General features: G+C 62.5%; 19 protein-coding genes. 12 read left to right on the top strand and 7 right to left on the bottom strand.

The annotated features are described in order from the left end of the window. Window positions 1-51: 51 nt before the first annotated feature. The 7 genes from NKI59_RS10645 to NKI59_RS10615 all read left to right on the top strand — a co-directional run bounded on the left by NKI59_RS10645 (window position 52) and on the right by NKI59_RS10615 (window position 8972). Window positions 52-1323 carry an ABC transporter substrate-binding protein gene (locus NKI59_RS10645; protein WP_352704057.1) on the top strand — a complete coding sequence of 424 codons (1272 nt, stop codon included), beginning with the start codon at window positions 52-54 and terminating at the stop codon, window positions 1321-1323. A gap of 70 nt (window positions 1324-1393) precedes the next feature. Further along, window positions 1394-2278: a carbohydrate ABC transporter permease gene (locus tag NKI59_RS10640; RefSeq protein ID WP_352679201.1), complete on the top strand. Its 885-nt coding sequence runs from the start codon at window positions 1394-1396 to the stop codon at window positions 2276-2278. Further along, on the top strand, window positions 2278-3129 hold the full coding sequence (locus NKI59_RS10635; protein WP_352704054.1) for a carbohydrate ABC transporter permease: 852 nt from the start codon (window positions 2278-2280) through the stop codon (window positions 3127-3129). Before NKI59_RS10640 ends, NKI59_RS10635 begins: the two co-directional genes overlap by 1 nt. 61 nt (window positions 3130-3190) lie before the next feature. Then, the gene (locus tag NKI59_RS10630) at window positions 3191-4330 is read left to right on the top strand and encodes an ABC transporter ATP-binding protein (RefSeq protein WP_352704052.1); all 1140 of its coding nucleotides are present in this window, start codon (window positions 3191-3193) and stop codon (window positions 4328-4330) included. An 18-nt stretch (window positions 4331-4348) separates the two neighbouring features. Continuing rightward, window positions 4349-6490 carry a beta-galactosidase gene (locus NKI59_RS10625; protein ID WP_352704049.1) on the top strand — a complete coding sequence of 714 codons (2142 nt, stop codon included), beginning with the start codon at window positions 4349-4351 and terminating at the stop codon, window positions 6488-6490. A gap of 219 nt (window positions 6491-6709) precedes the next feature. Further along, entirely contained in the window at window positions 6710-7951 is a 1242-nt protein-coding gene (locus NKI59_RS10620) for an acyl-CoA dehydrogenase family protein (protein WP_352576516.1), read from the top strand. Between the two features lie 7 nt (window positions 7952-7958). Beyond that, window positions 7959-8972 (top strand): phosphotransferase family protein, encoded by a 1014-nt coding sequence (locus NKI59_RS10615; protein ID WP_352704265.1) that lies wholly within the window; start codon window positions 7959-7961, stop codon window positions 8970-8972. Window positions 8973-9015: 43 nt separating this feature from the next. On the opposite strand, the gene ftsZ is transcribed toward NKI59_RS10615, so the two are convergent. Next, complete coding sequence (gene ftsZ / locus NKI59_RS10610; protein WP_352704047.1) at window positions 9016-10023, bottom strand: cell division protein FtsZ; 1008 nt, start codon at window positions 10021-10023, stop codon at window positions 9016-9018. Window positions 10024-10242: 219 nt separating this feature from the next. Further along, window positions 10243-11361 carry an NAD(P)/FAD-dependent oxidoreductase gene (locus tag NKI59_RS10605; RefSeq protein ID WP_352704045.1) on the bottom strand — a complete coding sequence of 373 codons (1119 nt, stop codon included), beginning with the start codon at window positions 11359-11361 and terminating at the stop codon, window positions 10243-10245. A 166-nt stretch (window positions 11362-11527) separates the two neighbouring features. Here NKI59_RS10605 and NKI59_RS10600 point away from each other — a divergent pair, with 166 nt between their 5' ends. Continuing rightward, window positions 11528-12904: an aspartate aminotransferase family protein gene (locus tag NKI59_RS10600; RefSeq protein ID WP_352704043.1), complete on the top strand. Its 1377-nt coding sequence runs from the start codon at window positions 11528-11530 to the stop codon at window positions 12902-12904. Between the two features lie 87 nt (window positions 12905-12991). Here the strand turns inward: NKI59_RS10600 and NKI59_RS10595 are convergent, their stop codons facing one another. The 5 genes from NKI59_RS10595 to NKI59_RS10575 form a co-directional block, all read right to left on the bottom strand. Then, complete coding sequence (locus NKI59_RS10595) at window positions 12992-14104, bottom strand: nucleotidyltransferase family protein (RefSeq protein ID WP_352704041.1); 1113 nt, start codon at window positions 14102-14104, stop codon at window positions 12992-12994. A gap of 218 nt (window positions 14105-14322) precedes the next feature. After that, a complete protein-coding gene (locus tag NKI59_RS10590) occupies window positions 14323-15471 on the bottom strand; it encodes an alcohol dehydrogenase family protein (protein WP_352704039.1) in 1149 nt (382 codons plus the stop codon). A gap of 9 nt (window positions 15472-15480) precedes the next feature. Then, window positions 15481-16860, bottom strand: coding sequence for an aspartate aminotransferase family protein (locus NKI59_RS10585; protein ID WP_352704037.1), 1380 nt, complete (start codon window positions 16858-16860; stop codon window positions 15481-15483). A gap of 36 nt (window positions 16861-16896) precedes the next feature. Further along, window positions 16897-18390 (bottom strand): NAD-dependent succinate-semialdehyde dehydrogenase, encoded by a 1494-nt coding sequence (locus tag NKI59_RS10580; protein WP_352704035.1) that lies wholly within the window; start codon window positions 18388-18390, stop codon window positions 16897-16899. Between the two features lie 127 nt (window positions 18391-18517). Then, entirely contained in the window at window positions 18518-19009 is a 492-nt protein-coding gene (locus tag NKI59_RS10575; RefSeq protein ID WP_031211913.1) for an Lrp/AsnC family transcriptional regulator, read from the bottom strand. 82 nt (window positions 19010-19091) lie between these two features. Between NKI59_RS10575 and ehuR the strand changes: the two genes are divergently transcribed. From ehuR to ehuC, 4 genes are all read left to right on the top strand, one after another. Then, window positions 19092-20477, top strand: coding sequence for a MocR-like ectoine utilization transcription factor EhuR (gene ehuR / locus NKI59_RS10570; RefSeq protein ID WP_023677197.1), 1386 nt, complete (start codon window positions 19092-19094; stop codon window positions 20475-20477). Between the two features lie 121 nt (window positions 20478-20598). Beyond that, complete coding sequence (gene ehuA / locus NKI59_RS10565; protein ID WP_352704033.1) at window positions 20599-21384, top strand: ectoine/hydroxyectoine ABC transporter ATP-binding protein EhuA; 786 nt, start codon at window positions 20599-20601, stop codon at window positions 21382-21384. A gap of 65 nt (window positions 21385-21449) precedes the next feature. After that, window positions 21450-22301 carry an ectoine/hydroxyectoine ABC transporter substrate-binding protein EhuB gene (gene ehuB, locus NKI59_RS10560; RefSeq protein WP_023677200.1) on the top strand — a complete coding sequence of 284 codons (852 nt, stop codon included), beginning with the start codon at window positions 21450-21452 and terminating at the stop codon, window positions 22299-22301. A 187-nt stretch (window positions 22302-22488) separates the two neighbouring features. Continuing rightward, complete coding sequence (ehuC, locus tag NKI59_RS10555; protein WP_023720654.1) at window positions 22489-23148, top strand: ectoine/hydroxyectoine ABC transporter permease subunit EhuC; 660 nt, start codon at window positions 22489-22491, stop codon at window positions 23146-23148. Window positions 23149-23160: the final 12 nt, after the last annotated feature.

The raw sequence follows: 23160 nt of genomic DNA, 5'->3' as shown, positions 1-23160 counted from the left end.
CCGCGCCGGCCGGTGTGCCAGTAGAGAATTGACAACACGGGAGGAGTAACAATGACGTTCAAGTGGATTGAAAAGCCGTCGACGCGGCGCAATTTCCTGAAGGGAGCTGGGGGCATTTCCGCTGGAGCCCTCGCGGGCTTCCCGATGCCGGCACTCAGCCAGTCGAGCGAAGTCACCATCATTTCAGACGAAAACAATGCCGATGCCCTGCGGATCTTGCGGCGCATCGCGGCCGGCTTCGAGAAGCAGTCCGGCACCAAGGTTGTGATCAACAATATGGATCACGAGGCCCACAAGACCGCGATCCGCAACTACCTTGTCGCCGGCGCGCCGGATGTCTGCTTCTGGTTCTCCGGAAACCGCATGCGTGCCTTCGTCACCCGCGGCCTGTTCGACGACATTTCGGATCTGTTCGAGAAGGAAAAGTACAAGGACGTGCTGGGGGCCACGACCGGTGCCGTCACTGTCGACGGCAAGCAGTATGGCCTGCCGACTGGCGGCACGATGTGGGGCATGTTCTATCGCAAGGACGTCTTTGCCGAGCACGGACTTACGGTACCGGCGACCTGGGACGAATTCCTGGCTTACGGCCAGAAGTCCAAGACCGCAGGCCTAATCCCCGTCAGCATCGGCACCAAGGAACTCTGGCCAGCGGCCGGATGGTTCGACCAGATGAACTTGCGGATCAATGGTCTGGACAAGCACTTTGCCTTGATGAACGGCAAGATGGCTTACACCGACCCGGCGCTGACGTCTGTTTTCGACCACTGGGAAGAGCTTATCAAGCAGGGTTTCTTCACCCCGGATCAAACCTCGTTCGGCTGGCAGGAGGCCGGCGCCTTCCTCGCCCAGAAGAAGGCCGGCATGATGAACCTCGGCGCCTTCGTGAAAGCTACTTTCCCTGAGCAGGATCTCGAGCAGCTGACATTCGCGCCTTTCCCGAAGATTGACGGCGCCCTCGACCGCTACGAAGAATTCTCGGTCAATTCGGTCCACATCCCGGCCAACGCCAAGAACAAGGCGGGTGCCCGCGAGTTCCTCGCCTTCTTCTACCGGCCGGAAAATTTCGGCCCTTATCTGGAACCTGGCGGCAACGTTCCGCCGCGCAACGACCTTCCGGCTAGCAAGGACCCGCTGGTCAACGCGGCTGTGGAAAGCCTCAAGACGGTGGCCGGCACGTCGCAATATTACGACCGTGACACCGATCCCGACATGGCCCAGGCCGGCCTGGTCGGCTTCCAGGAATTCATGGCCAAGCCGGAGCGCCGGGACGCCATTCTTCAGCGTCTCGAGGGAACTCGTCGCCGGATCTTCAAGATCTAGCGCCTCCCAGCGGAGGGGAGCGGGGTTCGTGCTCTGCTCCCCGATGCTTTCCGTGATGAGGTCTCCCAAAATGACGAAGGTTTGGCGCCGCCATCGCTGGTGGCTGACACCGACACTTCTGATTCTGCCCGCCGCTGTGCTGTTTTCCGTCGTCATTCTGGCATCTGCGGTCGAGAGCCTATGGATCAGCCTGCACGAATGGGACGGCTTCAGCCCGATGGTCTGGATCGGCCTCGGCAACTACCGCGAACTGTTCGCCGACCCGCAGTTCTATGTTTCGCTGAAGAACAATCTGATCTGGTTGGTGATGTTCATGCTGGCGCCGCCGCTCGGCCTCGCCATCGCGCTGCTCGTCAACCAGAAAATCCGCGGCATGCGCCTGCTCAAATCGCTGTTCTTCATTCCGCTGGTGCTGGCTTCGGTTGCCGTCGGCGTTGTCTTCACCTGGGTCTATACGCCGGAATTCGGACTTCTCGCCCTGATCTTCCGCACCTTCGGCGCGACCGCCCCGGCAGTGCTGTCGGATGAAAATTTCGTCACCTTCGCCGTCGTGATCGCAGCGTTGTGGCCGCAGATCGCCTTCTGCATGGTGCTCTATCTCGCCGGCCTCAACAATCTCAGCGAGGACCTGATCGGCGCCGGGCGGGTTGACGGCGCCAGGGGCTGGAACATGCTGCGCCACATCGTGTTGCCGCAGCTGACGCAGGTCACCTTTATCGCCATCGCCGTCACCGTCGTCGGCGCACTGCGTTCCTTCGACATGGTCTCGGTGATGACCAGCGGCGGCCCCTTCGGTTCGTCCGAGGTGCTTGCCTATCAGATGTTCGAGCAGTCCATATTTTCCTACCGCTTCGGCTATGGCGCGGCCATTGCCTCGGTGCTGTTCGTGATCATGGCGGTCTTCATCGCCTGGTACCTGACGCGGATGATCCGCGCCGATGAAAGAGGCGGCTGATGTTTCCCCGCCCGATTCCCGAAACTGCTATTTGGCAGCGTGGCCTCTATGTCGTGCTGGTGGTCGGCATCTTGATTGTCTGGCTGGCGCCGCTCTTTGCCATCATTCTTACCTCGTTCCGCTCTACGCAGGATGTCATGGGCGGCAATCTGTGGGGCTGGCCGACCCAATTCGGCCTGGTCGACAACTACGCGGCGGTCTTCACCCAGACGCCGATGGCCCGCTACTTCCTCAACAGCCTGACGATCACCATCCCCTCGGTGATGGGCGTTCTCATCTTGAGCACGCTCGCCGGGTTCGTGCTCGCCCGTTACCGGTTTCGCGGCAACATGCTCGTCTTCGCCCTGTTCGTCGGCGGAAACTTCCTGCCGCACCAGATCATGATGATCCCGGTGCGCGATCTCATGGTGCGGCTCAACCTCTACGACACGATGGCGGCCCTGATCATCTTCCACATCGCCTTCCAGACCGGGTTTGCGACACTGTTCATGCGCAACTTCATAGCCGCCTTGCCGGGAGAACTGTTTCAGGCCGCCAGGGCCGAGGGCGCGACGCCGTTTCAGACATTGGTACATGTCGTGGTCCCATTGGTGCGGCCGGCTCTCGCGGCGCTGGCCATCCTGCTCTTCACCTTTATCTGGAACGACTATTTCTGGGCGGTCGTGCTCACCATCAGCGATACCGTCAAACCGGTAACCGCCGGCCTCGCCAACCTGCGCGGCGAATGGGTTTCGGCCTGGAACCTGATCTCGGCTGGCACCATCGTCGTGGCTTTGCCGCCGGTTGCCATGTTCTTCCTAATGCAGAAGCACTTCATCACCGGCCTCACCATGGGAGCGGTCAAGGGATGAGCGTCCATGGCTTCAAGGCGTCGCCCACCCGATCCGAAACTGATTTCGCAAGCAGGGCTCCATGACCAGTCTTGAACTCCGACAGATACAAAAGAATTATGGCAGCTACCACGCGCTGCGCGGCATCGATCTCAGCGTCGAACAGGGCGAGTTCATTGTCACCGTCGGGCCGTCCGGCTGTGGCAAGTCAACGCTGTTGAAGATCATCGCCGGGCTTGAAACTGTCTCGACCGGTAAGATTCTCATCAACGGCCGTGATGTCACCACCACCGAGCCGGGTGAGCGCGGCATTGCCATGGTCTTCCAGTCCTATGCGCTTTACCCGCATATGACCGTCGCCGAGAATATGGGTTTCGGCCTGCGCATGGCGCATCGCCCCAAGGCCGAGATCGATGCCGCCGTGCTGCGAGCCGCCAAGATCCTTCGCATTACCGACCAGCTCGACAAGCGGCCGAAACAGCTTTCCGGCGGCCAGCGTCAGCGAGTGGCCATCGGCCGTGCGATAACCCGCTCGCCCGATGTGTTCCTGTTCGACGAACCATTGTCAAACCTCGATGCAGCGCTGCGCACGCAGATGCGCGTCGAGCTTTCCGATCTGCACGCCAGGCTCGGCGCCACCATGGTCTATGTCACGCACGACCAGACCGAGGCGATGACAATGGCGAGCCGTATCGTCGTGCTCAATCGCGGCTCGGTCGAGCAGGTGGGCGCTCCGCTCGAACTCTACCGCAATCCGGCCAATCTCTTCGTCGCGGGCTTCCTCGGCGCACCCCGAATGAATTTTTTCGAAGTGACCGTCGCCGCTGTCTCCGGCGGCGCCGCTACGCTGTCGACCGCCGGCCTTTCTCCTTTGACTGTCGAACTGACGGAAGCGGCATCCGTACAGGTCGGCGATAGGGTGACGATGGGGATTCGGCCGGAGAGCATCAGCTTGGCCGCGGAAGGGACAGCGAGTTTTGCAGGACGGGTGCGGCTGGTCGAGCATCTCGGCCGCGAGACCATCCTCTATGCCGACGCCGGCCCGCTGCAATGCGTCAGTTCTGAAAGCGGCAGCGGCAACGTCACCGTCCAGATCGGCCATGCGAGCGCTGTCTCTGCCGACGCGACCGTCGGCCTAAAGGTCGAGCCGCGTGACGTCTATCTCTTTTCCTCTGTCGATGAGCGGACCATCAGTGCCCGTAAACCCACCATCACCGACTGACCTGCAGGAGTATCCTTCGTGAACAAGACTTCAAACGGCCGCGCCCTGTCGGTCTGGCGCACGATCCAGACCGACCGCTTTCTGGTCGGCGCGCCGCATTACCCCGAGCATGTGGACGAGAGTTACTGGGACAATGACGCCAGGCGCATGGCCGAGGCCGGCTTCAACGTCGCCCGCCTCGGCGAATTCGCCTGGCACATTTTCGAACCGCGTGATGGCACCTTCGATTTCGACCTGTTCGACCGGGCAATCGAGGGCCTCGCGCGTCACGGCGTCAACACGATCCTGTGCACGCCGACCGCCACCCCGCCGCGCTGGCTGACGGCAAAACATCCGGAAATCCTGCGGCTTGATGGAAATGGCCGGTCGATGGGCCACGGCTCGCGCCAGTATGCCGACACCAGCAGCCCGGTGTTTCGCGACTATAGCCGCAAGATTACCAGGGCGATGGCGGACCACTACCGCGACAATGCAAATGTCATAGGCTGGCAGACCGACAACGAACTCAACACCAGCATGCCGGAATCCTATTCGCCGTCGGCATTGAAGGAATTCCAGGCTTATCTCCAGGAAACCTACAAGACGATAGACAGGCTGAACTTCGCCTGGGGTGGCGATTTCTGGGCGACGGCTTACGGCGATTTCAGTGAAATTGTCTTCCCGCTGGATTTTTCCCCGTCCTTTCCCGGTCCCGGTCACCTCCAGGACTACCATCGTTTTCTCGCCTTTTCGACAGCACGGTTCCAGCACGACCAGGTCGAGATTCTGAGAAAAGCGAATGCCAGTTGGTTCATTTTCCACAATCTCGGCGGATTGCGTGACATCGACTTTCGCGGCCAATTCTCCACCGATCTCGACTTCGTCGGCTACGACATCTATCCGTTCCTCTATGACGAGTTCTTTCGCCTCGGCAACCACGCCAAGATCCAGGCGCTGCATCTTGACATCTGCAGGGGATTTTCCGGCAACTACATAGTGCCGGAACAACAGTCGGGCTTTGGCGCCCAGCCGGGCTTCTGCACGCTGACGCCGGAGCCGGGCGAAATGCGACGCATGGCGATGTCGTCGGTTGCGCGTGGCGCCGATGGGATCATGTTCTTCCGCTGGCGTCCCGCACATTTCGGCGCCGAGATATACTGGATGGGCATCATCGATCACGATGATGTCGCTCGCCGCCGCTATGACGAAGCCAGGCAGTTCGCCACCGAGATGACGGCGCTTAAAGACAAGATCCTGGGCACCCATGTGCGGATGGATGTCGGCATCGCCGGCTCGGACTTCGACAATCAGGAAGCCCACAAGACCTTCCCCATCGGCCTGCCAAGTCCGCAGGATGATGCAATCTTGCTGCATCAGTATTGCTATGACCGCGGCATCGCCTGCGGCTTCATCCACCCGGAAGACGATCTGTCGAAGCTCAAGGTCTTCTACGTGCCGCATTGGGTGATCTGGAAGGACAGCTGGACCGAGCGGCTGCAAGTCTTTGCCGAAAATGGCGGTACCGTCATCATCGGCGCGCGCACGGGAACCCGCGACGAAAACAACCACGTCATCCGCGAGACAGCGCCGGGCCAGTCGCTGTCGAAGCTGACCGGCGTTCGCGTCGAGGATTTCGGGCGGCTGGCGGCACCTGGGGCCAATGGCCTGTTCAATACCATGTCGCGCTCCGGCGGGCTCGTCATTCCTCCCGACAGGCCGGCCGAATCCAGCCGCCGTATCCGTCGTTTTACCGTCGGAAACCACGAGTTCGATGCCGGTTATTTCTACGAGAACCTCGCAGTCGAACCGGAAGTCGAAATTGTAGGGGTTTGGTCGAACCGCTACGCGGCGGGAACGCCTGCAATTACCTCCCGCGCCGTGGGCAAGGGCCGTGTGCTCTATGTCGGCACTTATCTAACCCCGGAGCTGACAGCTCAACTCGCTACGCGCACTTTCGTGGATGCGAATGTGGAGCCTCTGGTTCCGGATCTGCCGGACGGCGTCGAGGTCACGATGCGCGAGAATGACGAACGCCGGCTGCTGTTCGTGCAAAACATCAAAGACACGCCCGTTGCGGTAACCGGCGTTCCCTTCGGCAGCAACCTGCTCGATAGCGAAGGACCTGTCTCCGGAGTGTTGACGCTGGACGGCTATGGCTGCGCTGTCCTCGAATTGATCTGAGCATTGTCGCGGACGTTAGCCATACGAAACCTGAGTACTCCTGGAATTCGACCGCCATCGGCAGCACGCCGGGCATCGATCCATATCGAACCGGCGCTTTGAACGTGCGCAAGGAACGGCCGGCGAACTGCTGTTGCTCCCATTCAACGACGGCAGTTACACTACCGGCCGCGACCATCGGAGCCGATGGCGGCATCTCGTTTCATCCTTGTGAGCGCCATGAATTTCGACATTTCCGTCCGAACCGAGGCCTTCCGCAGCCGGATCGCCGATTTCGTCGAGCGCGAAATCCTGCCGCTCGAGGCTGACAAGGCTTGCTATGACGGCCATGGCAATATTGCGCTGCCGCTGCTTGAAACGCTGCGCGGCAAGGCGAAAGCAGCCGGCCTGTGGTGCCTGCAACTGAAACCCGAGACCGGCGGGGCCGGCCTTTCCAAGGTGGATATGGCCGTCTGCTATGAAGAGATGAACCGCTCGATCTTCGGTCCGGTCGTGTTCAATTCCGCGGCCCCCGACGACGGCAACATGATGGTGCTGGAGCGACTGGGGACGCCGGAGCAGAAGCAAAGATGGCTGAAACCGATCGTCGAGGGCAAGGTGCGCTCGGCCTTTGCAATGACGGAACCGCATCCGGGCGGCGGCTCCGACCCGTCGATGATCATGACCAGAGCCGAACGGCGCGGCGACAGATATGTCGTCAAAGGCCGCAAATGGTTCATCACCGGCGCGCAAGAGGCGAGCCACTTCATTCTCATTGCGCGCACTTCGGACGATCCGCGTCACGGCCTTTCGGCCTTGCTGTTCCACAAGGACCAGCCGGGCTGGCGGATCGTGCGCCGCATCGAGATCATGGGACCGGAAGAACATGGCGGCCATTGCGAGCTGGAGTTCGACGGCCTGGAAGTCCCGGTCGAGGACGTGCTTGCCGGCGAAGGCAGCGGCCTCCGGGTTACCCAGGTCCGGCTCGGTCCGGCGCGGCTCACCCATTGCATGCGTTGGCTCGGGCTTGCCAAGCGCTGCATCGAGATCGCGCGCGCCTATGCCGCCGAGCGTAGCGGTTTCGGGCAGCTTTTGGCCGACCGTGAGAGTATCCAGCTGATGCTCGGCGACCTTGCCATGCGCATCGAGATCGGGCGGCTGCTGGTGATGAAGGCGGCCTGGGAGCTCGATCGCGGCGGCTTTGCCCGCAAGGAGGTCTCCATGGCCAAGATCCAGGTCGCCAACGTGCTGCACGACGCCGCCGACGTGGCGATCCAGATCAACGGCGCCCGCGGCTATTCGAAAGACACTGTACTCGAATGGATCTACCGCTACGCCCGCCAGGCTCGCCTGGTCGACGGCGCCGACGAGGTCCACAAGATGGTGCTCAACCGCTTTCTCAACGAGGAAGGTGCGGGCTTCTGGCGCTGGCATGTCGAAGCCGGCAGACAAGACGAAACAGGTCGCGGCGGGAACCGCTGAGCCGGCAATGAGGATGGATTTCGATGCAGTACGCCTGGAGGATTTTCTGAGAGCGCATTTTGGCGATGGCCAAATGTCGCTTGAGCGGATCGTCGGCGGCCAATCCAACCCGACCTATTTCGTCGACTATGGCGGCCGCCGCATGGTGCTGCGCAAGAAACCCCCGGGACCGATCCTGCGCGGCGCTGCCGTCGATCGCGAGTACCGGGTGATCGAGGCGCTAGCATCGACAAAGGTGCCGGTGCCGCGGCCGGTGCTCTATCACGACGGCGACGAGCCGCTCGGCACGCCGTTCTATCTGATGCAGCGGCTCGACGGCCGGGTGTTCCACGATGGCTCGTTGCCGGGACTGGCGCCGGACGAGCGGCGCGGCATCTATTTCGGCATGGCCGAGGCGCTGGCAAAGCTGCACGCAGTCCGGCCGGAAGAGGTTGGGCTCGGCGACTATGGCCGTCCCGGGAACTATTTTGAGCGACAGATCGCGCGCTGGACCAGACAGTTGCGGGAATCGCCGAGCGAGCGCATTGCCGCGCTCGAAGCCGTCGCCGAATGGCTGCCGCGACATCTTCCGCCAGATGACGGCCACGTTTCGATCGCGCATGGCGATTTCCGTCTCGGCAATCTCATCTTCCATCCCGAGCGGCCCGAGGTGATCGGCATACTCGACTGGGAGTTATCGACCCTCGGCCATCCGCTTGCTGATCTCGGCTTCTGCTCGATGCCCTGGCATTCCTCATCGGACGAATATGGCGGCATCCTCGGCCTTGATCAGGCAGCCCTCGGGATTCCGACACAGCGCGAATTCCTCGATTATTACTTCGCCCACGCCGTGCCGATGGCGCCGCTGCAGCGGTTCCATCTGGTGTTTGCCATGTTCCGCTTTGCCGTGATCTTCGTCGGCATCGCCGACCGCGTGCTGGCCGGCAGCGCGGTTGCGGCCGATGCGGCGGATGTGGCACCGCTGGCCGGCTGTTTTGCTGTACGCGCCATGGAAGTCATCGACGGCGCGCGGCCCTGGTGACGCGAGGCTGGCAGTCGGCTGAGCGAGTTGCAGCGATACGCGTTCAGTTCATGCGAACTTGCGGTTCGGCAAGCAGTGGAATCTCCAGGCCACGCCGCAAGCCGGTCGCCACGACCGATACCCTGAATTTTCCGGCGAGTGCCTTGTCGAAGATGGCGCCGACGATGATGTCGGCATCGTTGTCGACCTCCTCGCGGATGCGGGTAGCGGCTTCGTCGACCTCGAACAGCGTCATGTCCATGCCGCCCGATATCGAGACAAGGACGCCCTTGGCGCCCATCATCGAAGCTTCGTCGAGCAGCGGGTTGGCGATTGCCGCTTCCGCTGCCTTCTTGGCGCGGCCTTCTCCGGCGGCTTCGCCGGTTCCCATCATGGCGCGGCCCATGTCGCGCATCACCGACTTCACATCGGCGAAGTCGAGATTGATCAGGCCTTCCTTGACGATCAGATCGGTGATGCAGCCGACACCCGCATAGAGGACCCGGTCGGCCATGGCGAAGGCGTCGGCGAACGTGGTTCTGGCGTCGGCGATCCTGAACAGGTTCTGGTTGGGAATGACGATGACGGTATCGGCGCTTTCGCGCAGGCGCTCGATGCCCTCATCGGCAGCGTACATGCGGCGCCTGCCTTCGAAGACGAATGGCTTGGTGACGACGGCAACGGTCAGTATTCCGGCTGCCCGCGCTGCCTGTGCTATAACAGGCGCGGCACCAGTGCCGGTTCCGCCTCCCATGCCGGCGGTCACGAAGCACATGTGCGTTCCAGCAAGGTGATCCATGATCTCGTCGATGGATTCCACGGCCGCGGCACGGCCGACCTCGGGCAGGGACCCGGCGCCGAGACCTTCGGTGATATGAGCGCCCAACTGGATCAGCCTCGTTGCCTTCGACATGGCAAGGGCCTGGGCATCGGTGTTGGCGACGATGAACTCCGCGCCCTGCAGGCCTTCGGCGATCATGTTGTTGACGGCGTTGCCGCCGCCGCCGCCGACCCCGACGACGGTGATCTTGGGCCTCATCTCCGAGATTACCGGCCTCGTCGCGGTGTTCATTGCCGTTCTCCCTGGATACGCCGAGTGGTCGCTGGAAGCTTGTCCCGGGCGCACTGCGAAAACTCTGAACCGGGCAGTGCGAATCAGGACAGCCCAGAATGCAGGGAATCAGAGCGCGGAGCGGGCTGCAAGTGCGCGATGTGCCTCATAGGCGACTTGCGACTGAAAGTTCACGCGATGCTCCTTGATACAGTGCAGATCGCGGCGGGGCGCCGCACGCTACAACTTCGGCGCGAGGCACTGCGCGACATGGTCGGCAATCGTCAGGCAGGAGGTCAGGCCGGGGCTTTCGATGCCGAACAGATTGACCAGGCTATCCACGCCGTGCACCGCCACGTCCTGGACGACGAAGTCGGCATTGGCCTCACCGGGACCGGACAGTTTTGGCCGGATGCCGCTGTAAGCGGGTTGCAGGCTGCCATCGGCCAGGTCCGGCCAGTATTTGCGGATCTCGCTGTAGAAGCGCTCGCCACGAGCCGGGTCGACGCGGTAGTCGAGTTGATCGGTCCATTCGACGTCCGGCCCGAAGCGGGCGACGCCATCAAGGTCGAGTGTCAGATGAACACCGAGCCCGCCGGGTTCGGGCACCGGATAGACCAATCGCGAGAACGGCGCCCGGCCGGCCACCGAAAAATAATTGCCCTTGGCATAATGGAGCTTTGGCACGAATTGCTGATTGAGCCCTTCAAGCGAACCGGCAAGTGCTGCGGCGCCAAGCCCGGCGGCATTGACGAAACGCGGAGTGGCGATCTCGAAGCGCTCGCCGCCGGCAGCGTCCACCGTCTCGAGCACGACGCGGCCTGCTTCGATGCGGCCGGAGGCGATGCGCGTGTTGAGACTAAGTGCCGCCCCGTGCTCCTCGGCGTCGCCCAACAGGGCGAGCATCAGGGCATGGCTGTCGATGATGCCGGTGGCGGGCGACAGCAGCGCCGCCGTGCACTTAAGGCTGGGCTCCAGCGCATGCGCCTCGGCTTCGCGCAACGGCACCAGGTCGCCGGCGCCGCAAGCGCGTGCATTGGCCCGGATTGAGGCGAGCACCGGCTCCTGTTCGGCACTTGTGGCAACGATGAGCTTCCCGCAGCGCGCGTGCGGGATCGCCCGCTCCTCGCAATAGCGATAGAGTCTTTCCCGGCCGGCCACGCAGAACCGGGCTTTCAGCGATCCAACCGGATAGTGGAGGCCGGCATGGATGACCTCGGAATTGCGCGAACTTGTCCCGGTGCCGATAGCGCTCTCGGCTTCCAGGACCAGCGTATCGATGCCGCGCTGCGCCATCTCTCGCGCGATCGCCAGGCCAACAACGCCAGCGCCGGCGACAATGCAGTCGACATGGTCCACGGTCAGGTCAAGCCGAAGTTCTGCATGCGTCCATCCATCCGCTGGCCCTGCCGAAAGCGCTTGACACTATACCGTTCGAGAAAGATGCATCAAACGGCATAATGCACAGGGACCTGCCGAGCCGGACCGGCGGCAGGACTGTTCCGCGTGCAGCACAGGAGCCGTCATGGACGCAAGACCGAATTCACCCGAAGCCCGCGACATAAGCTTTCACATGCATGGCTATACGAATGCGCGCAAGCATCAGGAGTCGGGGCCGCTCGTCATCGAGAAGGGCGACGGCATCTATGTCGAGGACCTTGCCGGCAACCGCTATATCGAGGCGATGGCGGGGCTCTGGAGCGTCGCGGTCGGTTTTTCGGAGAAGCGGCTGGTCGATGCGGCAGTACGGCAAATGTCGAAGCTGCCTTACTATCACGATTTCGGCTCCAAATCGCATTCGCCGCTGATCGATCTTGCCGAGAGACTGGTGCAGATGGCGCCGGTGCGGATGAGCAAGGCGTATTTCACCAATTCCGGCTCCGAGGCCAACGATACGGCCATGAAGATGATCTGGTATCGGTCGAATGCGCTCGGCCAGCCGGCGCGCAAGAAGATCATCAGCCGCAGGAAGGGCTATCACGGCGTCACCATCGCCTCGGCAAGCCTGACCGGACTGCCCAACAACAACGCCTCCTTTGACCTGCCGATTGCCAATGTGCTGCATACCTCGACGCCGCACCATTGGCGCGAGGCGCTGCCGGGTGAAAGCGAAGAGCTGTTTTCGACGCGGCTTGCCGACGAGCTGGAAAAGCTCATCCTCGCCGAAGGACCGGAAACCATCGCCGCCTTTTTCGGCGAACCGATCATGGGCGCCGGCGGCGTCATCGTTCCGCCGGCCGGCTACTGGGAGAAGATACAGGCGGTCCTGTCGAGATACGACATCTTGCTCATCGCCGACGAGGTGATCTGCGGCTTTGGCCGAACCGGTGAGATGTTCGGCTCGCAGACCTTCGGCATCAGGCCCGACATCATGGTGTTATCGAAACAGATCTCTTCGTCCTACCTGCCGATCTCAGCCCTGCTGATCAATGACAAGGTATTCGAGCCGATCGCCGACGAAAGCAACCGTATCGGCACCTTCGGCCACGGTTTCACCGGCGGCGGCCATCCCGTTGCGGCAGCGGTCGCGCTCGAGAACCTGAAGCTGATCGAGGAGCGCGACCTTGTCGGCAATGCGCGTGCGGTCGGCGCGCATATGCAGAAGCGGCTGCGCACGCTCGCTTCGCACCCGCTTGTCGGCGAGGTGCGCGGCATCGGCCTGATTTCGGCGGTCGAACTGGTCGGCGACAAGGCGAACAAGGCGCCGTGGGGCACGGTTGGTGCCTTGGGCGGACTCGTCAACGGCTTCATGCAGCAGAATGGCGTCATCTCGCGCAATATGGGCGATGCGCTGGCTTTCTGCCCGCCGCTGATCATCACCGAGCCGCAGGTCGACCAGGTGATCGACGCGTTTGAACGGTCGCTCGAGGCTGCCGCCAAGCAGGTCCGATCGCAGAGCTGAATAGGCAAAGTCGATTTTGAAACCTGAAAACAAAAACGCCTCGGCGACGGCTGGCAGAAGGTTACCCTCCACACCCGTTACTGCCGTTTAGTCTCCGTGCTTTGTTTTCGCAGATGAGCCGCTGAATCCTTCCAGTTCCTCGCCGATTCCTGAAAGTGCGTTGACGATCGTCGCCTCGATGTCGCCACGCTGTTTCTGGGGAATCAAGCCAAGTCCTTTTTGTATCGCTTCACGCCAATGTTTCCCCCTGTCCCACGCTTCCGAAAACGCGATGGCGAGATCGTCCTGGCGACGGGTAGCTTCCAGTGCCTCGACCAGAAGTGCTGCCTGGTGGACATCCTTTTCCCGCTTGCCCACGCCGTTTGCGTTGTTCTGTCGGCGCGAGGCAACGATCAGCTTGTGAACCGCATATCGTCCGGGCGACGGTACCACGACAGGCACTCCCGATCGATGCAGCAGCACAGTTCTGATTGGTTCGTGGATCAGGAAATCGAGAAACCGAAGAGGCTGCGCGGATGCACCGCCCAAAGACGGCATCGAGGTTGCATGATCGGCGTAGTCATCGCTGCCCGTGTTCGGTGTAAGGAACTCGACCTTGTATCGGACTGCGTTCTCGAATTGCGTCGCGTGTCCGGGATCTGATCTGTGAGGGATTTCCCTGAAGGTTGGGTCGATCTCCCTCAAGATTTCGAGGATGGGCGGCAGGCTGTCCTCGACCGCGGCCGACACGGAATGGAATAGGGCGAAGTCTGCATCGCCCGTCTGCAACGCTGCACCGGGCAGCTTCACGCCCAGATAGCCCGCGTAGGACTGAAAGGCGACTGTGCCGACCAGGACGCCGCGCAAGCGGAAGATGCCAGCCTTCCCCAGCGCCTCGACGACATCCCCGGTGAACCTTTCGGGTTCTGTCAGCCCTGCCTCGCGCACGAGCGTGGATACCAGCTTCCTGCGGGCGCGGAGGTCGTCCTTGATCTGACGGAAGGATTCAACGCGTTTTGCAATCTCGGGATCGCTGTCAGGCCCGACATAACGTCGCGTCTTCGTCGGCTGCGTTTCCTCGAAATACCAGTATACCTTGCCCTTGACGGGCACCTTGACGAGATTGCCCGTCGTAGGGAAATCCGTTTCGAAGGCTGCGTCCAAGGATCGCTGGACGAGTTCCGCATACATCGTGCGGTAAACGAGGTCGACCGTCTTCATGTCGGGCGGCTCCGGTTATAAGAAAAATGCGGTTCTCTTATAGTGCCATGACCTCAAGGGACGCAAGCGGGGGTTATAAGAAAATCGCGAAAACGTTATAACGCCGCAGGAGAGGTCAGGAGTCCTTGTTGCCGGCGTGCAGCCAAATCAGAATGGGTTTTGCTCATTCAGATAAACAAAGCCATCACGAAAACGCTGCTTGGATGTGGCGCTCGACCTCACCGCGTCCACGAACGGCCCGAGCCTGTCATAGGCGTTTGTGGTCGACGCGCTATTTTGGCGGCCGCATCCGGAACGACCACCAGCTTGCCGACAAAATCCTTGGCGATGAAATCCGCCTGGGCGCGATGGAAATCGGACAGCTTGTAGACGCCGCCGACCAGCGGCCGGATTTTCTTGTCCTCGATGTAGCGCACGATGCGGCGGAAATCCGCCCGCGTGCCCTGGCTCGAGCCATGCAGTTGGAGCTGTTTCAGGTACATGGTGCGCAGGTCGAGCTGGACGACCGGGCCGGCGATCGCGCCGGCCGTGGTGTAGCGGCCTTCGGGCCTCAAGATGCGCAAGAGGTCATTGAAGATGGCGCCGCCGACCAGGTCGGCGACCACATCGATTGGCCGCCCGCCGGTCGCCTCGTTCACGGCTGCCGGCAGGTCGGCCACGCCACGGGTGATCACCGCCTCGGCGCCGATGTCACGCACGGCCTGTTCCTTGCCCTTGCCGGCAACCGCATAGGGAATGGCGCCGCGCGCCCGCGCCAGCTGCACGATGCCCGAGCCGACGCCGCCAGAGGCGCCGGTGACCAGCACACGCTCGCCGGCTTTCAATGCGGCGCGTTCCAACATCTGCTCGCCGGTGAGATAGGCGCAGCAGAAAGTGGCAAGCTCGACATCGCTCAGATCGGTGTCGACGACATGGGCGTTTTCGGACGGTACTGCCTGGTATTCGGCATAGCCGCCGTCACGGCCATGGCCCATATAGTCGATGTCGGCGAGTGAATCGTCGTCGCGATTGTAGATGGAGAAATCGACCATCACCCGCTCGCCGATGCGGGCCGGCGACACGCCGTCGCCGACGGCAATGATGTTGCCGACCGTGTCGGTGCCCTGGATGCGCGGGAAGCTCAGCGTATTGCCCTGACGACGCCAGGTCGACACAGCGGCGGCATCCTCCTCCGTTCCATAGGCGCCCTGGCGCACCCAGACGTCGGTGTTGTTCATGCCGCAAGCGGTGACCTTGACCAGCACCTCGCCCCGGGCGGGCGAGGGCACTTTCACGTCGGTGCTGTAGACGAGCTTTTCCGGCCCGCCGTGCCCGATCAGCTGCACGGCGGCCATGGTGGCGGGGAGGGTTTTGGTCATGGCATTCATGTCGGCTCTTCAGATGTTTGCAAACACGCTCTTCACCGCGTCGGCCGTCTTCGACACGACGATATCGGCCTCTTCCCGCGTCAGGCAGAGCGGCGGCGCGAAACCGAGAATGTCGCCCTGCGGCATGGCCCGGCCGATGACGCCGCTTGCCGCAAGAGCGGTTGCGACCTGCGGCCCGATTTTTTGCGAGGCGTCGAAGAACACGCGATCGTTCTTGTCGGCGACGAACTCGATTGCCGCCAGCATGCCGTCGCCGCGTACCTCGCCGACATTTTTGTGACCACCGATGGCTTTCGTCAGCTCGGCGCGGAAATAGGCACCGGTCTGGCCGGCGTTCCGCACTAGGTCCATCTCGTCGATCAGTTCCAGGTTGGCGACGCCGGCGGCCACGCAGATCGGGTGCGCCGAATAGGTCCAGCCATGGCCGAGCGAGCCGAGCTTGTCGGAACCCTGCACCAGCACCTGCCAGACCTTGTCTGAGACGATGACGCCCGACAGCGGCGCATAGGCCGAGGTCAGGCCCTTGGCGATGGTGATCAGGTCGGGCTTGATGCCGTAGTGGTCGGAGCCGAACATGGTGCCCAGCCGGCCGAAGCCGGTGACGACCTCGTCGGCAACCAGAAGCACGTCGTACTTCTTCAGCACCGTCTGGATCTTTACCCAGTAGCCGGCCGGCGGCGGCACGATGCCGCCGGTGCCGAGGATAGGCTCACCGATGAACGCGGCGACCGTCTCCGGCCCTTCGGCGAGAATCATCTCCTCGAGCTTGTCGGCACAGTATTGCGAAAACTGCTCCTCGCTCAGCGAGCGGTCGGCGCGGCGGAAGTAGTAGGGCGCCTCGGTGTGCAGGACCGGCGCACGCGGCAGGTCGAAGGCGTTGTGGAACAGGTCGAGGCCAGTCAGCGATCCGGTCATGATGCCGGAGCCGTGATAGCCGCGCCAGCGCGAGATGATCTTCTTCTTCTCCGGCCGGCCGAGCACGTTGTTGTAGTACCAGATCAGCTTGATGTTGGTTTCGTTGGCGTCGGAACCGGAGAGGCCGAAATAGACCCTCGACATGCCTTGCGGGGCGCGGTCGATGATCATCTTGGAAAGCGTGATCGACGCCTCGGTGCCGTGCCCGACATAGGCGTGATAATAGGCGAGGTTCTTGGCCTGCGCGGCGATGGCGTCGGCGATCTTCTGACGGCCATAGCCGACATTGACGCAGTAGAGGCCGGCGAAAGCATCGATGCTCTTGCGCCCATTATTGTCCCAGATGGTGACGCCTTCGCCGCCGGCGATCACGCGGGTCGGTGATTCACCCCGCGCATGCGTTCCCATATGGGTCGAGGGATGGAAGAAGTGATCGCGATCCCAGGCGGCGAGTTCGTTTGACTGGTCGAGCATCTTTCTTACTCCTAAGGAAAAGTGTCGGGCGCGGTTCTAGGCCACGTCCAGGCAGAGATATTTGAGATCGGTAAAGGCTTCGAGCCCGTGACGCGAGCCCTCGCGACCGATGCCGGACTGCTTGACGCCGCCGAACGGGACCGGCGCGCCGGTGATCTTGACGCGGTTGATGGCGACCATGCCATAGTCGAGCGCGCGGCCGATGCGCAATTGCCTACCGCCATTCTCAGTCACGACATAGGCGACCAGGCCGTACTCTGTCGCATTGGCGCGGGCGACGACTTCGTCTTCGCTGTCGAAAGGCGTCACGGCCGCAACCGGACCGAAGGTCTCCTCGCGCATGATCAGCGCGTCGTCTCCAACGTCGGCGAGCAGGGTCGGCTGGTAGAACAGCGGCCCAGCCACATGGCGGCCACCGCCGGTGAGGCAGCGCGCGCCACCAGCCAGCGCATCGGCGACCTGCTCTTCGATCTTCTTGACGCCGCGCTCGTGCATCAACGGCCCGATGTCGGTGTCGTCAGCCAGGCCATTGCCGGTCCGCAACGTCTCGATGCGCTTGGTGAAGGCGGCGCAAAAACGGTCGTAGATCGGGCGCTGGACATAGATGCGGTTGGCGGCGAGGCAGTCCTGGCCGGAGGTCGCGAATTTAGCGTCGACGGCGATGGTCACAGCCTTGTCGAGATCGGCGTCGGCGAAGACGATCAGAGGCGCATGACCGCCAAGCTCCATCACAAGACGCTTCATCGTCGGCGCACTTTGCGCGGCGATCAGCCTGCCGATCTCGGTCGAGCCGGTGAAGCTCATGGCGCGAACGCGCGGGTCTTCGCACATCCGCCCGACGATGATCGAAGCCCTGCCGGAGAGGACGTTGAACACGCCAGCCGGCAGGCCGGCACGTTCGCCAAGCTCGGCCAACGCCAGTGCAGACAGCGGCGTTTCCGAGGAAGGATGCGCGACGATGGTGCAGCCGGCGGCGAGGGCGGCCGCCGCCTTGCGGGTCAGCATGGCCGCGGGAAAATTCCACGGCGTGACGACGCCGACGACACCAAGCGGTTCGCGTCGCACCACCATCTCGGCATTTGGCAGATGGCTGGTGAAGCCTTCGGCGTTGAGACGTTTGGCCTCCTCGGCATACCATTCGACAAAAGAGGCGGCATAGTCGATCTCGCCGCGCGATTCCTTCAGCGGCTTGCCTTGCTCTAGCGTCATCAGCAGGGCCAGGTCATTTTTGGCGGCGACGATCAGATCGAACCATTTTCGCAAGATTTTCGACCGTTCCTGCGGCAGCAATGCGCGCCAGGCAGGAAAGGCGCGCGATGCCGCATCGATCGCCAATGTGGTCTGCCGGGCATCGAGCGCGGCAACGAAAGCGACGGTGGATCCGGTGGCCGGATCGGTCACCTCGAAACTCTCCGCCGTCTCGCTCGCCGTCCAGTGGCCAGCGACATAGGCGAGTTCGCGCAGCAGCCGCCGGTCGGCGAGGCGATCAAGTGCTTCATGGCGGTGCGAGCGGGCAAAATGTGCGGACATCATCGGGCTCCCGGTTCGGGTGATGCCGCAAGACTATCTCTGCCGCGCAAACAGAGAGGCTGTTTGCGTGCCTGCACGTAGAGAGATTGTCTCTATTGCCCTGCCCAGCCAGACGATCTCTCCGGTATCAGGAAGATGCCGGCAACAGGTCCGCCACCGGCAGTACACTCTCCTCCTTCACCGTCTTGGTGACGATATAGGTGAAATAGCGGTCGATGCCGATCTCGCGCTCGAGCAGAGTGTCGACCAGCCGCTGATAGGCGTCGATGTCGCGCGCCATCACCTTCAGCAGGTAATCGACGCCGCCGCCGACAGACCAGCAGGCGACGATCTCGGGGATGTCGCGGATGACGCGCTCGAAACGGTCGAAATCGGCCTGGCGGTGGCTAGCCAGCGTCACCTCCATCAGCACGGTGGCGACCGGTGCGATGGCGCGCATGGCGATCCTGGCATGATAGCCGCAGACGATGCCGGCTTTTTCCAGCTTGCGCAGCCGCATCCAGCAAGGCGTCGGCGACAGGCCGACCTTCTCGGCCAACGCCAGCTTGGTGATGCGCCCGTCGCGCTGGATGGCGTCGAGGATTTTCAGGTCGATCGGATCGAGTTTCGCTGCAGCCATGATCGTCCACTTCTAGTGCCGGACACCATGACGGCGCATTATTTCGATTGTCAATTGCACTGATTTCGATCTCTAATAAGTCATGACATTTTGGCGACCAGATCCCGCTCTTATCCGGCGGCCGGCCTATCAATCGCTCGCCGACCAGTTCGCGCGCGCCATCCATGACGGGCGCCTGGCCAATGGCGCGCGCTTGCCGACGCACCGGCAGTTGGCTGACGATCTGCAACTTTCCGTGCAGACGGTCAGCCGCGCCTATGAGGAGCTGATCCGTCGCGGGCTGGTGTCCGGTGAGGTCGGCCGCGGCAGCTTCGTGCAGACGCAGCGCCGCGAGCCGGAGCCGCCCTATCTGCCGGAGCGGCTGGGCGAGGTCATCGATCTCTCCATCCTGAAGCCGGTCTGCGAACCGATGCATCTGGAGCGGCTGAGACAGGCGCTGGGCTGGCTCGCCGAAAACCTGCCGTCGAGCTCGGCGCTGTCGTTCAGGCCGAACATGGTGTTCCCGCGCCACCGCGCGGTGGGTGTCGAGTGGCTACGCCTCTGTGGCCTCGACGCGTCGCCGCAGAACATCAGCCTGACCAACGGCGCCACCGCAGGGATGACAGTGGCGCTGATGAGCGTGGCGCCGCCGGGTTCGACCGTCGCCACCGAGGCGATCGGCCACCACACGCTGATCCCGCTGGCGCGTTATCTCGGCTTCAACCTTGAGGGTTTGCCGATCGACGACAATGGGCTGATCCCGGAAGCGCTGGACGAGGCCTGCCGGCTGTCGGACATCCGCGCCGTGTTCGTGCAGCCGTCGGTGATCAACCCTACGGCCACCCTGATGGATGCCGGCCGGCGCGAACAGATTGCCGCCGTTGCGCGCAGGCATGACATCGCCATTATCGAAAACGACGTCCTCGGCCCGTTGGTCGAGGACCGGCCGCCGCCGGTAGCCGCCTTCGCGCCCGAGCGCACGCTCTACGTCACCTCCTTCACCAAGATCGTGGTGCCGGGCCTGCGCATCGGCTATCTCGCGGCGCCCGATCGTTATGTCGCCGCGGTCGCCAACCGCCATCTCGTCTCGAACTGGATGGCGACGCCGCTGGTGGCCGAGATCGCCACCAAATGGGTGGCCGACGGCACCGCGATGGAACTCGTGCGATGGCAGCGTATGGCTTTGCGGCGGCGTCTGGACATCGCCGCCGAGGTGCTCGCCGGAGTGGACTATCGGGCTCATCGCGACGGGCTGCATGTCTGGCTGCAACTGCCCGATGACCGCGGTGAGGAAAGCTTTGTTTCCCAGGCACGCCTGCAGGGCGTGGCGATCGCGCCCGGCACGTCGTTTCGCATTTCGCAGACGCCTTGGCATCCAGCCGTACGGATTTCGCTGGGCTCGACCACGGAGGGGGAACTGCGTGCCGGTCTCGGCGTTGTCACCAAGCTTCTGCTCGGCGATCCCGAGCATCTCCTGCTTGCAATCTAGACGGCGAATGGCGCGAAATTGTGCGGAATCCGAAATATTGTCATGATATTATTTTCTTGATTGACATGATTTGCCGCGATCCGCATCGTTAAAGGCAAGCTTCTCCAGCACGGGAAATCCATTGTCGGCTCCCATCATCAAGATCGACGGCATTTCAAAAAGCTTCGGCACCTTCAAGGTGCTGGACGGCCTCTCGATGCAAGTCATGCCCGGCGAGAAGCTGGCACTGATCGGCCCGTCGGGTTCGGGCAAGACGACGATCCTGCGCATCCTGATGACGCTGGAGCGTATCGACAGCGGCCACATCCAAGTCGACGGCGAACAGTTGTACCACATGGAGCGTAACGGCCGGCTGCTGACGGCCGATGAACGGCATTTGGCAAGGATGCGCCAGAAGATCGGCATGGTCTTCCAACTATTCAATCTGTTTCCGCACAAATGCGTCATCGACAATGTGACGCTGGCACCGATGCTGACCAAAGGCGTGCCGCGGGCCGCCGCCGAAAAGCGGGCGATGGAACTGCTCGACATGGTCGGCATGGTCGACAAGGCCAAGGCGATGCCGGCGCAGCTTTCAGGCGGCCAGAAGCAGCGCGTCGCGATTGCGCGGGCGCTGGCGCTGTCGCCGAAGATCATGCTGTTCGACGAGGTCACCTCGGCGCTCGACCCGGAACTCGTCGACGAGGTGCTCAACGTCATGCGCAAGCTCGCCGCCGAGACCGACATGACCATGCTGCTGGTCACCCACGAGATGGGTTTCGCCCATGACTTCGCCGACCGGGTGCTGTTCTTCGATCGCGGCAGAATAGTCGAGGAGGGCAAGCCCGACGAGATTTTCCGCCATCCCAAACAGGAGCGCACGCAAGGTTTCCTGAAGAAGATCATTGCGGCCGGACATCGGGTCTGACTGCCATGCGAGGCGGCGACGCCTCAAGCAAGCCAAGAAGACAGACAAACAAGGAGTTGGGAACAATGAAGAAATTTGCCATTTTGGCCGGCGTCGCCGGTATCGCGCTGACGGCGGTGCTGGCCGCCTCGACGGCCGGCTCGGCCGACGACAGCAAGCTCGAAGAGCTCAAGGCGCAAGGCTTTGCCCGCGTCGCCATCGCCAACGAGCCGCCCTATACGGCGGTCGCTGCCGACGGCAAGGTTTCGGGTGCGGCGCCTGACGTTGCCCGTGAAATCTTCAAGCGCCTTGGCGTCAACGATATCGTCGCCTCGATCTCGGAATATGGCGCGATGATTCCCGGCCTGCAGGCCGGCCGTTTCGACGTCGTCACTGCCGGCCTGTTCATGAAGCCGGAACGTTGTGCTGCGGTCGCCTATTCGGAACCGGTGCTGTGCGACGCCGAGGCGATGCTGGTGAAGAAGGGCAACCCGAAGGGCTTCAAGAGCTACGAGGACGTCGCGAAGGACGCGAGCGCCACGATCGGCGCGCCGGGTGGCGGCACTGAAGAGAAGCTTGCGCTCACCGCAGGTGTGCCGCGCGAGCGCGTCATCGTCGTGCCGGACGGCCAGAGCGGCCTGAAGATGCTGCAGGACGGCCGCATCGATGCTTATTCGCTGCCCGTGCTGTCGATCAACGACCTGGTCAAGAAAGCCAATGATCCGAACCTCGAAGTCATCGCGCCGGTGGTCGGTGCGCCGGTCTATTGCGACGGCGCGGCCTTCAAGAAGGGCGACGAAGCGCTGCGCGACGCCTATGATGTCGAGCTGGCGAAACTGAAGAAGTCCGGCGAGTTCGCCAAGATCATCGAGCCTTACGGCTTCTCGGCGGCGGCGGCAATGTCGACGAGCCGCGACAAGCTCTGCTCGGCGAAGTAGGTGCGTTCTTCCTTCTCCCCGTTCACGGGGAGAAGGTGGCCCGAAGGGCCGGATGAGGGGCGGCGCCATACTCCGGTTGGTTCGCGCTGCCCCTCATCTGCCTGCCGGCATCTTCTCCCCGTGAACGGGGAGAAGGACGCTGGAACCAACGTGTCGCTAGACATTCAACGCGGAAACTTTCGACCCAATGACCCAATGGTCCGGCTATTTCGGCCTGATATTGCAAGGAGCGCTTGTCACCATCGAGCTGACGCTGATGGGGTCGGTGCTGGCCTTGATCATGGCCTTTCTTGCCGGGCTGGGGCGGCTGTCGCGGTTTTTCGTGCTGCGGGCGCTGGCCACCGCCTATATCGAGTTCTTCCGCGGCACCTCGATTTTCGTGCAGCTGTTCTGGGCCTATTTCGTGCTGCCTTTTGCCGGCATCTCGCTGACGCCGCTGCAGGCCGGGGTGCTGGCGCTGGGCCTCAATGTCGGCGCCTATGCGGCGGAAGTGGTGCGTGGCGCCATCAAGTCTATCGGCCGCGAACAATATGAGGCCTGCACCGCCCTCAATCTCGGCCGCTGGCAAGCCATGCGCCATATCATCCTGCCGCAGGCGCTTCTGGTGATGCTGCCAACCTTCGGCAACAACGCCATTGAATTGCTCAAGGCCACCGCCGTCGTTTCGCTGATCTCGCTCGCCGACCTGACCTTCCAGGCGCAGGTGGTGCGCTCGCAGACCGGCAATACTCTGGTGCCGTTCAGCACCATCCTCGTCATCTATTTCGTCCTGGCGCTGCTCATCTCATGGGGCGTGCGGTCGCTGGAACGCCGCATGGCGCGTGGCCTCGACGGGGTGCGCGTATGATGGATCGGGCCT

It is taken from the genome of Mesorhizobium sp. M0598, from assembly GCF_040320865.1.
In the GTDB taxonomy this organism is placed as follows: Bacteria; Pseudomonadota; Alphaproteobacteria; order Rhizobiales; family Rhizobiaceae; genus Mesorhizobium.
The sequence above is the reverse complement of the archived record's forward strand: the minus strand, read 5'-3'. Positions and strand labels throughout refer to the sequence as shown.

What these genes read in the sequence shown, in the direction of transcription:
- NKI59_RS10645 (WP_352704057.1), top strand. Translation starts at nt 52, where the DNA reads ATGACGTTCAAGTGGATTGAAAAGCCGTCGACGCGGCGCAATTTCCTG.
- NKI59_RS10640 (WP_352679201.1), top strand. Translation starts at nt 1,394, where the DNA reads ATGACGAAGGTTTGGCGCCGCCATCGCTGGTGGCTGACACCGACACTT.
- NKI59_RS10635 (WP_352704054.1), top strand. Translation starts at nt 2,278, where the DNA reads ATGTTTCCCCGCCCGATTCCCGAAACTGCTATTTGGCAGCGTGGCCTC.
- NKI59_RS10630 (WP_352704052.1), top strand. Translation starts at nt 3,191, where the DNA reads ATGACCAGTCTTGAACTCCGACAGATACAAAAGAATTATGGCAGCTAC.
- NKI59_RS10620 (WP_352576516.1), top strand. Translation starts at nt 6,710, where the DNA reads ATGAATTTCGACATTTCCGTCCGAACCGAGGCCTTCCGCAGCCGGATC.
- NKI59_RS10615 (WP_352704265.1), top strand. Translation starts at nt 7,959, where the DNA reads ATGAGGATGGATTTCGATGCAGTACGCCTGGAGGATTTTCTGAGAGCG.
- ftsZ (WP_352704047.1), bottom strand. Translation starts at nt 10,023, where the DNA reads ATGAACACCGCGACGAGGCCGGTAATCTCGGAGATGAGGCCCAAGATC.
- NKI59_RS10600 (WP_352704043.1), top strand. Translation starts at nt 11,528, where the DNA reads ATGGACGCAAGACCGAATTCACCCGAAGCCCGCGACATAAGCTTTCAC.
- NKI59_RS10595 (WP_352704041.1), bottom strand. Translation starts at nt 14,104, where the DNA reads ATGAAGACGGTCGACCTCGTTTACCGCACGATGTATGCGGAACTCGTC.
- NKI59_RS10590 (WP_352704039.1), bottom strand. Translation starts at nt 15,471, where the DNA reads ATGAATGCCATGACCAAAACCCTCCCCGCCACCATGGCCGCCGTGCAG.
- NKI59_RS10585 (WP_352704037.1), bottom strand. Translation starts at nt 16,860, where the DNA reads ATGCTCGACCAGTCAAACGAACTCGCCGCCTGGGATCGCGATCACTTC.
- NKI59_RS10580 (WP_352704035.1), bottom strand. Translation starts at nt 18,390, where the DNA reads ATGTCCGCACATTTTGCCCGCTCGCACCGCCATGAAGCACTTGATCGC.
- NKI59_RS10575 (WP_031211913.1), bottom strand. Translation starts at nt 19,009, where the DNA reads ATGGCTGCAGCGAAACTCGATCCGATCGACCTGAAAATCCTCGACGCC.
- ehuR (WP_023677197.1), top strand. Translation starts at nt 19,092, where the DNA reads ATGACATTTTGGCGACCAGATCCCGCTCTTATCCGGCGGCCGGCCTAT.
- ehuB (WP_023677200.1), top strand. Translation starts at nt 21,450, where the DNA reads ATGAAGAAATTTGCCATTTTGGCCGGCGTCGCCGGTATCGCGCTGACG.
- ehuC (WP_023720654.1), top strand. Translation starts at nt 22,489, where the DNA reads ATGACCCAATGGTCCGGCTATTTCGGCCTGATATTGCAAGGAGCGCTT.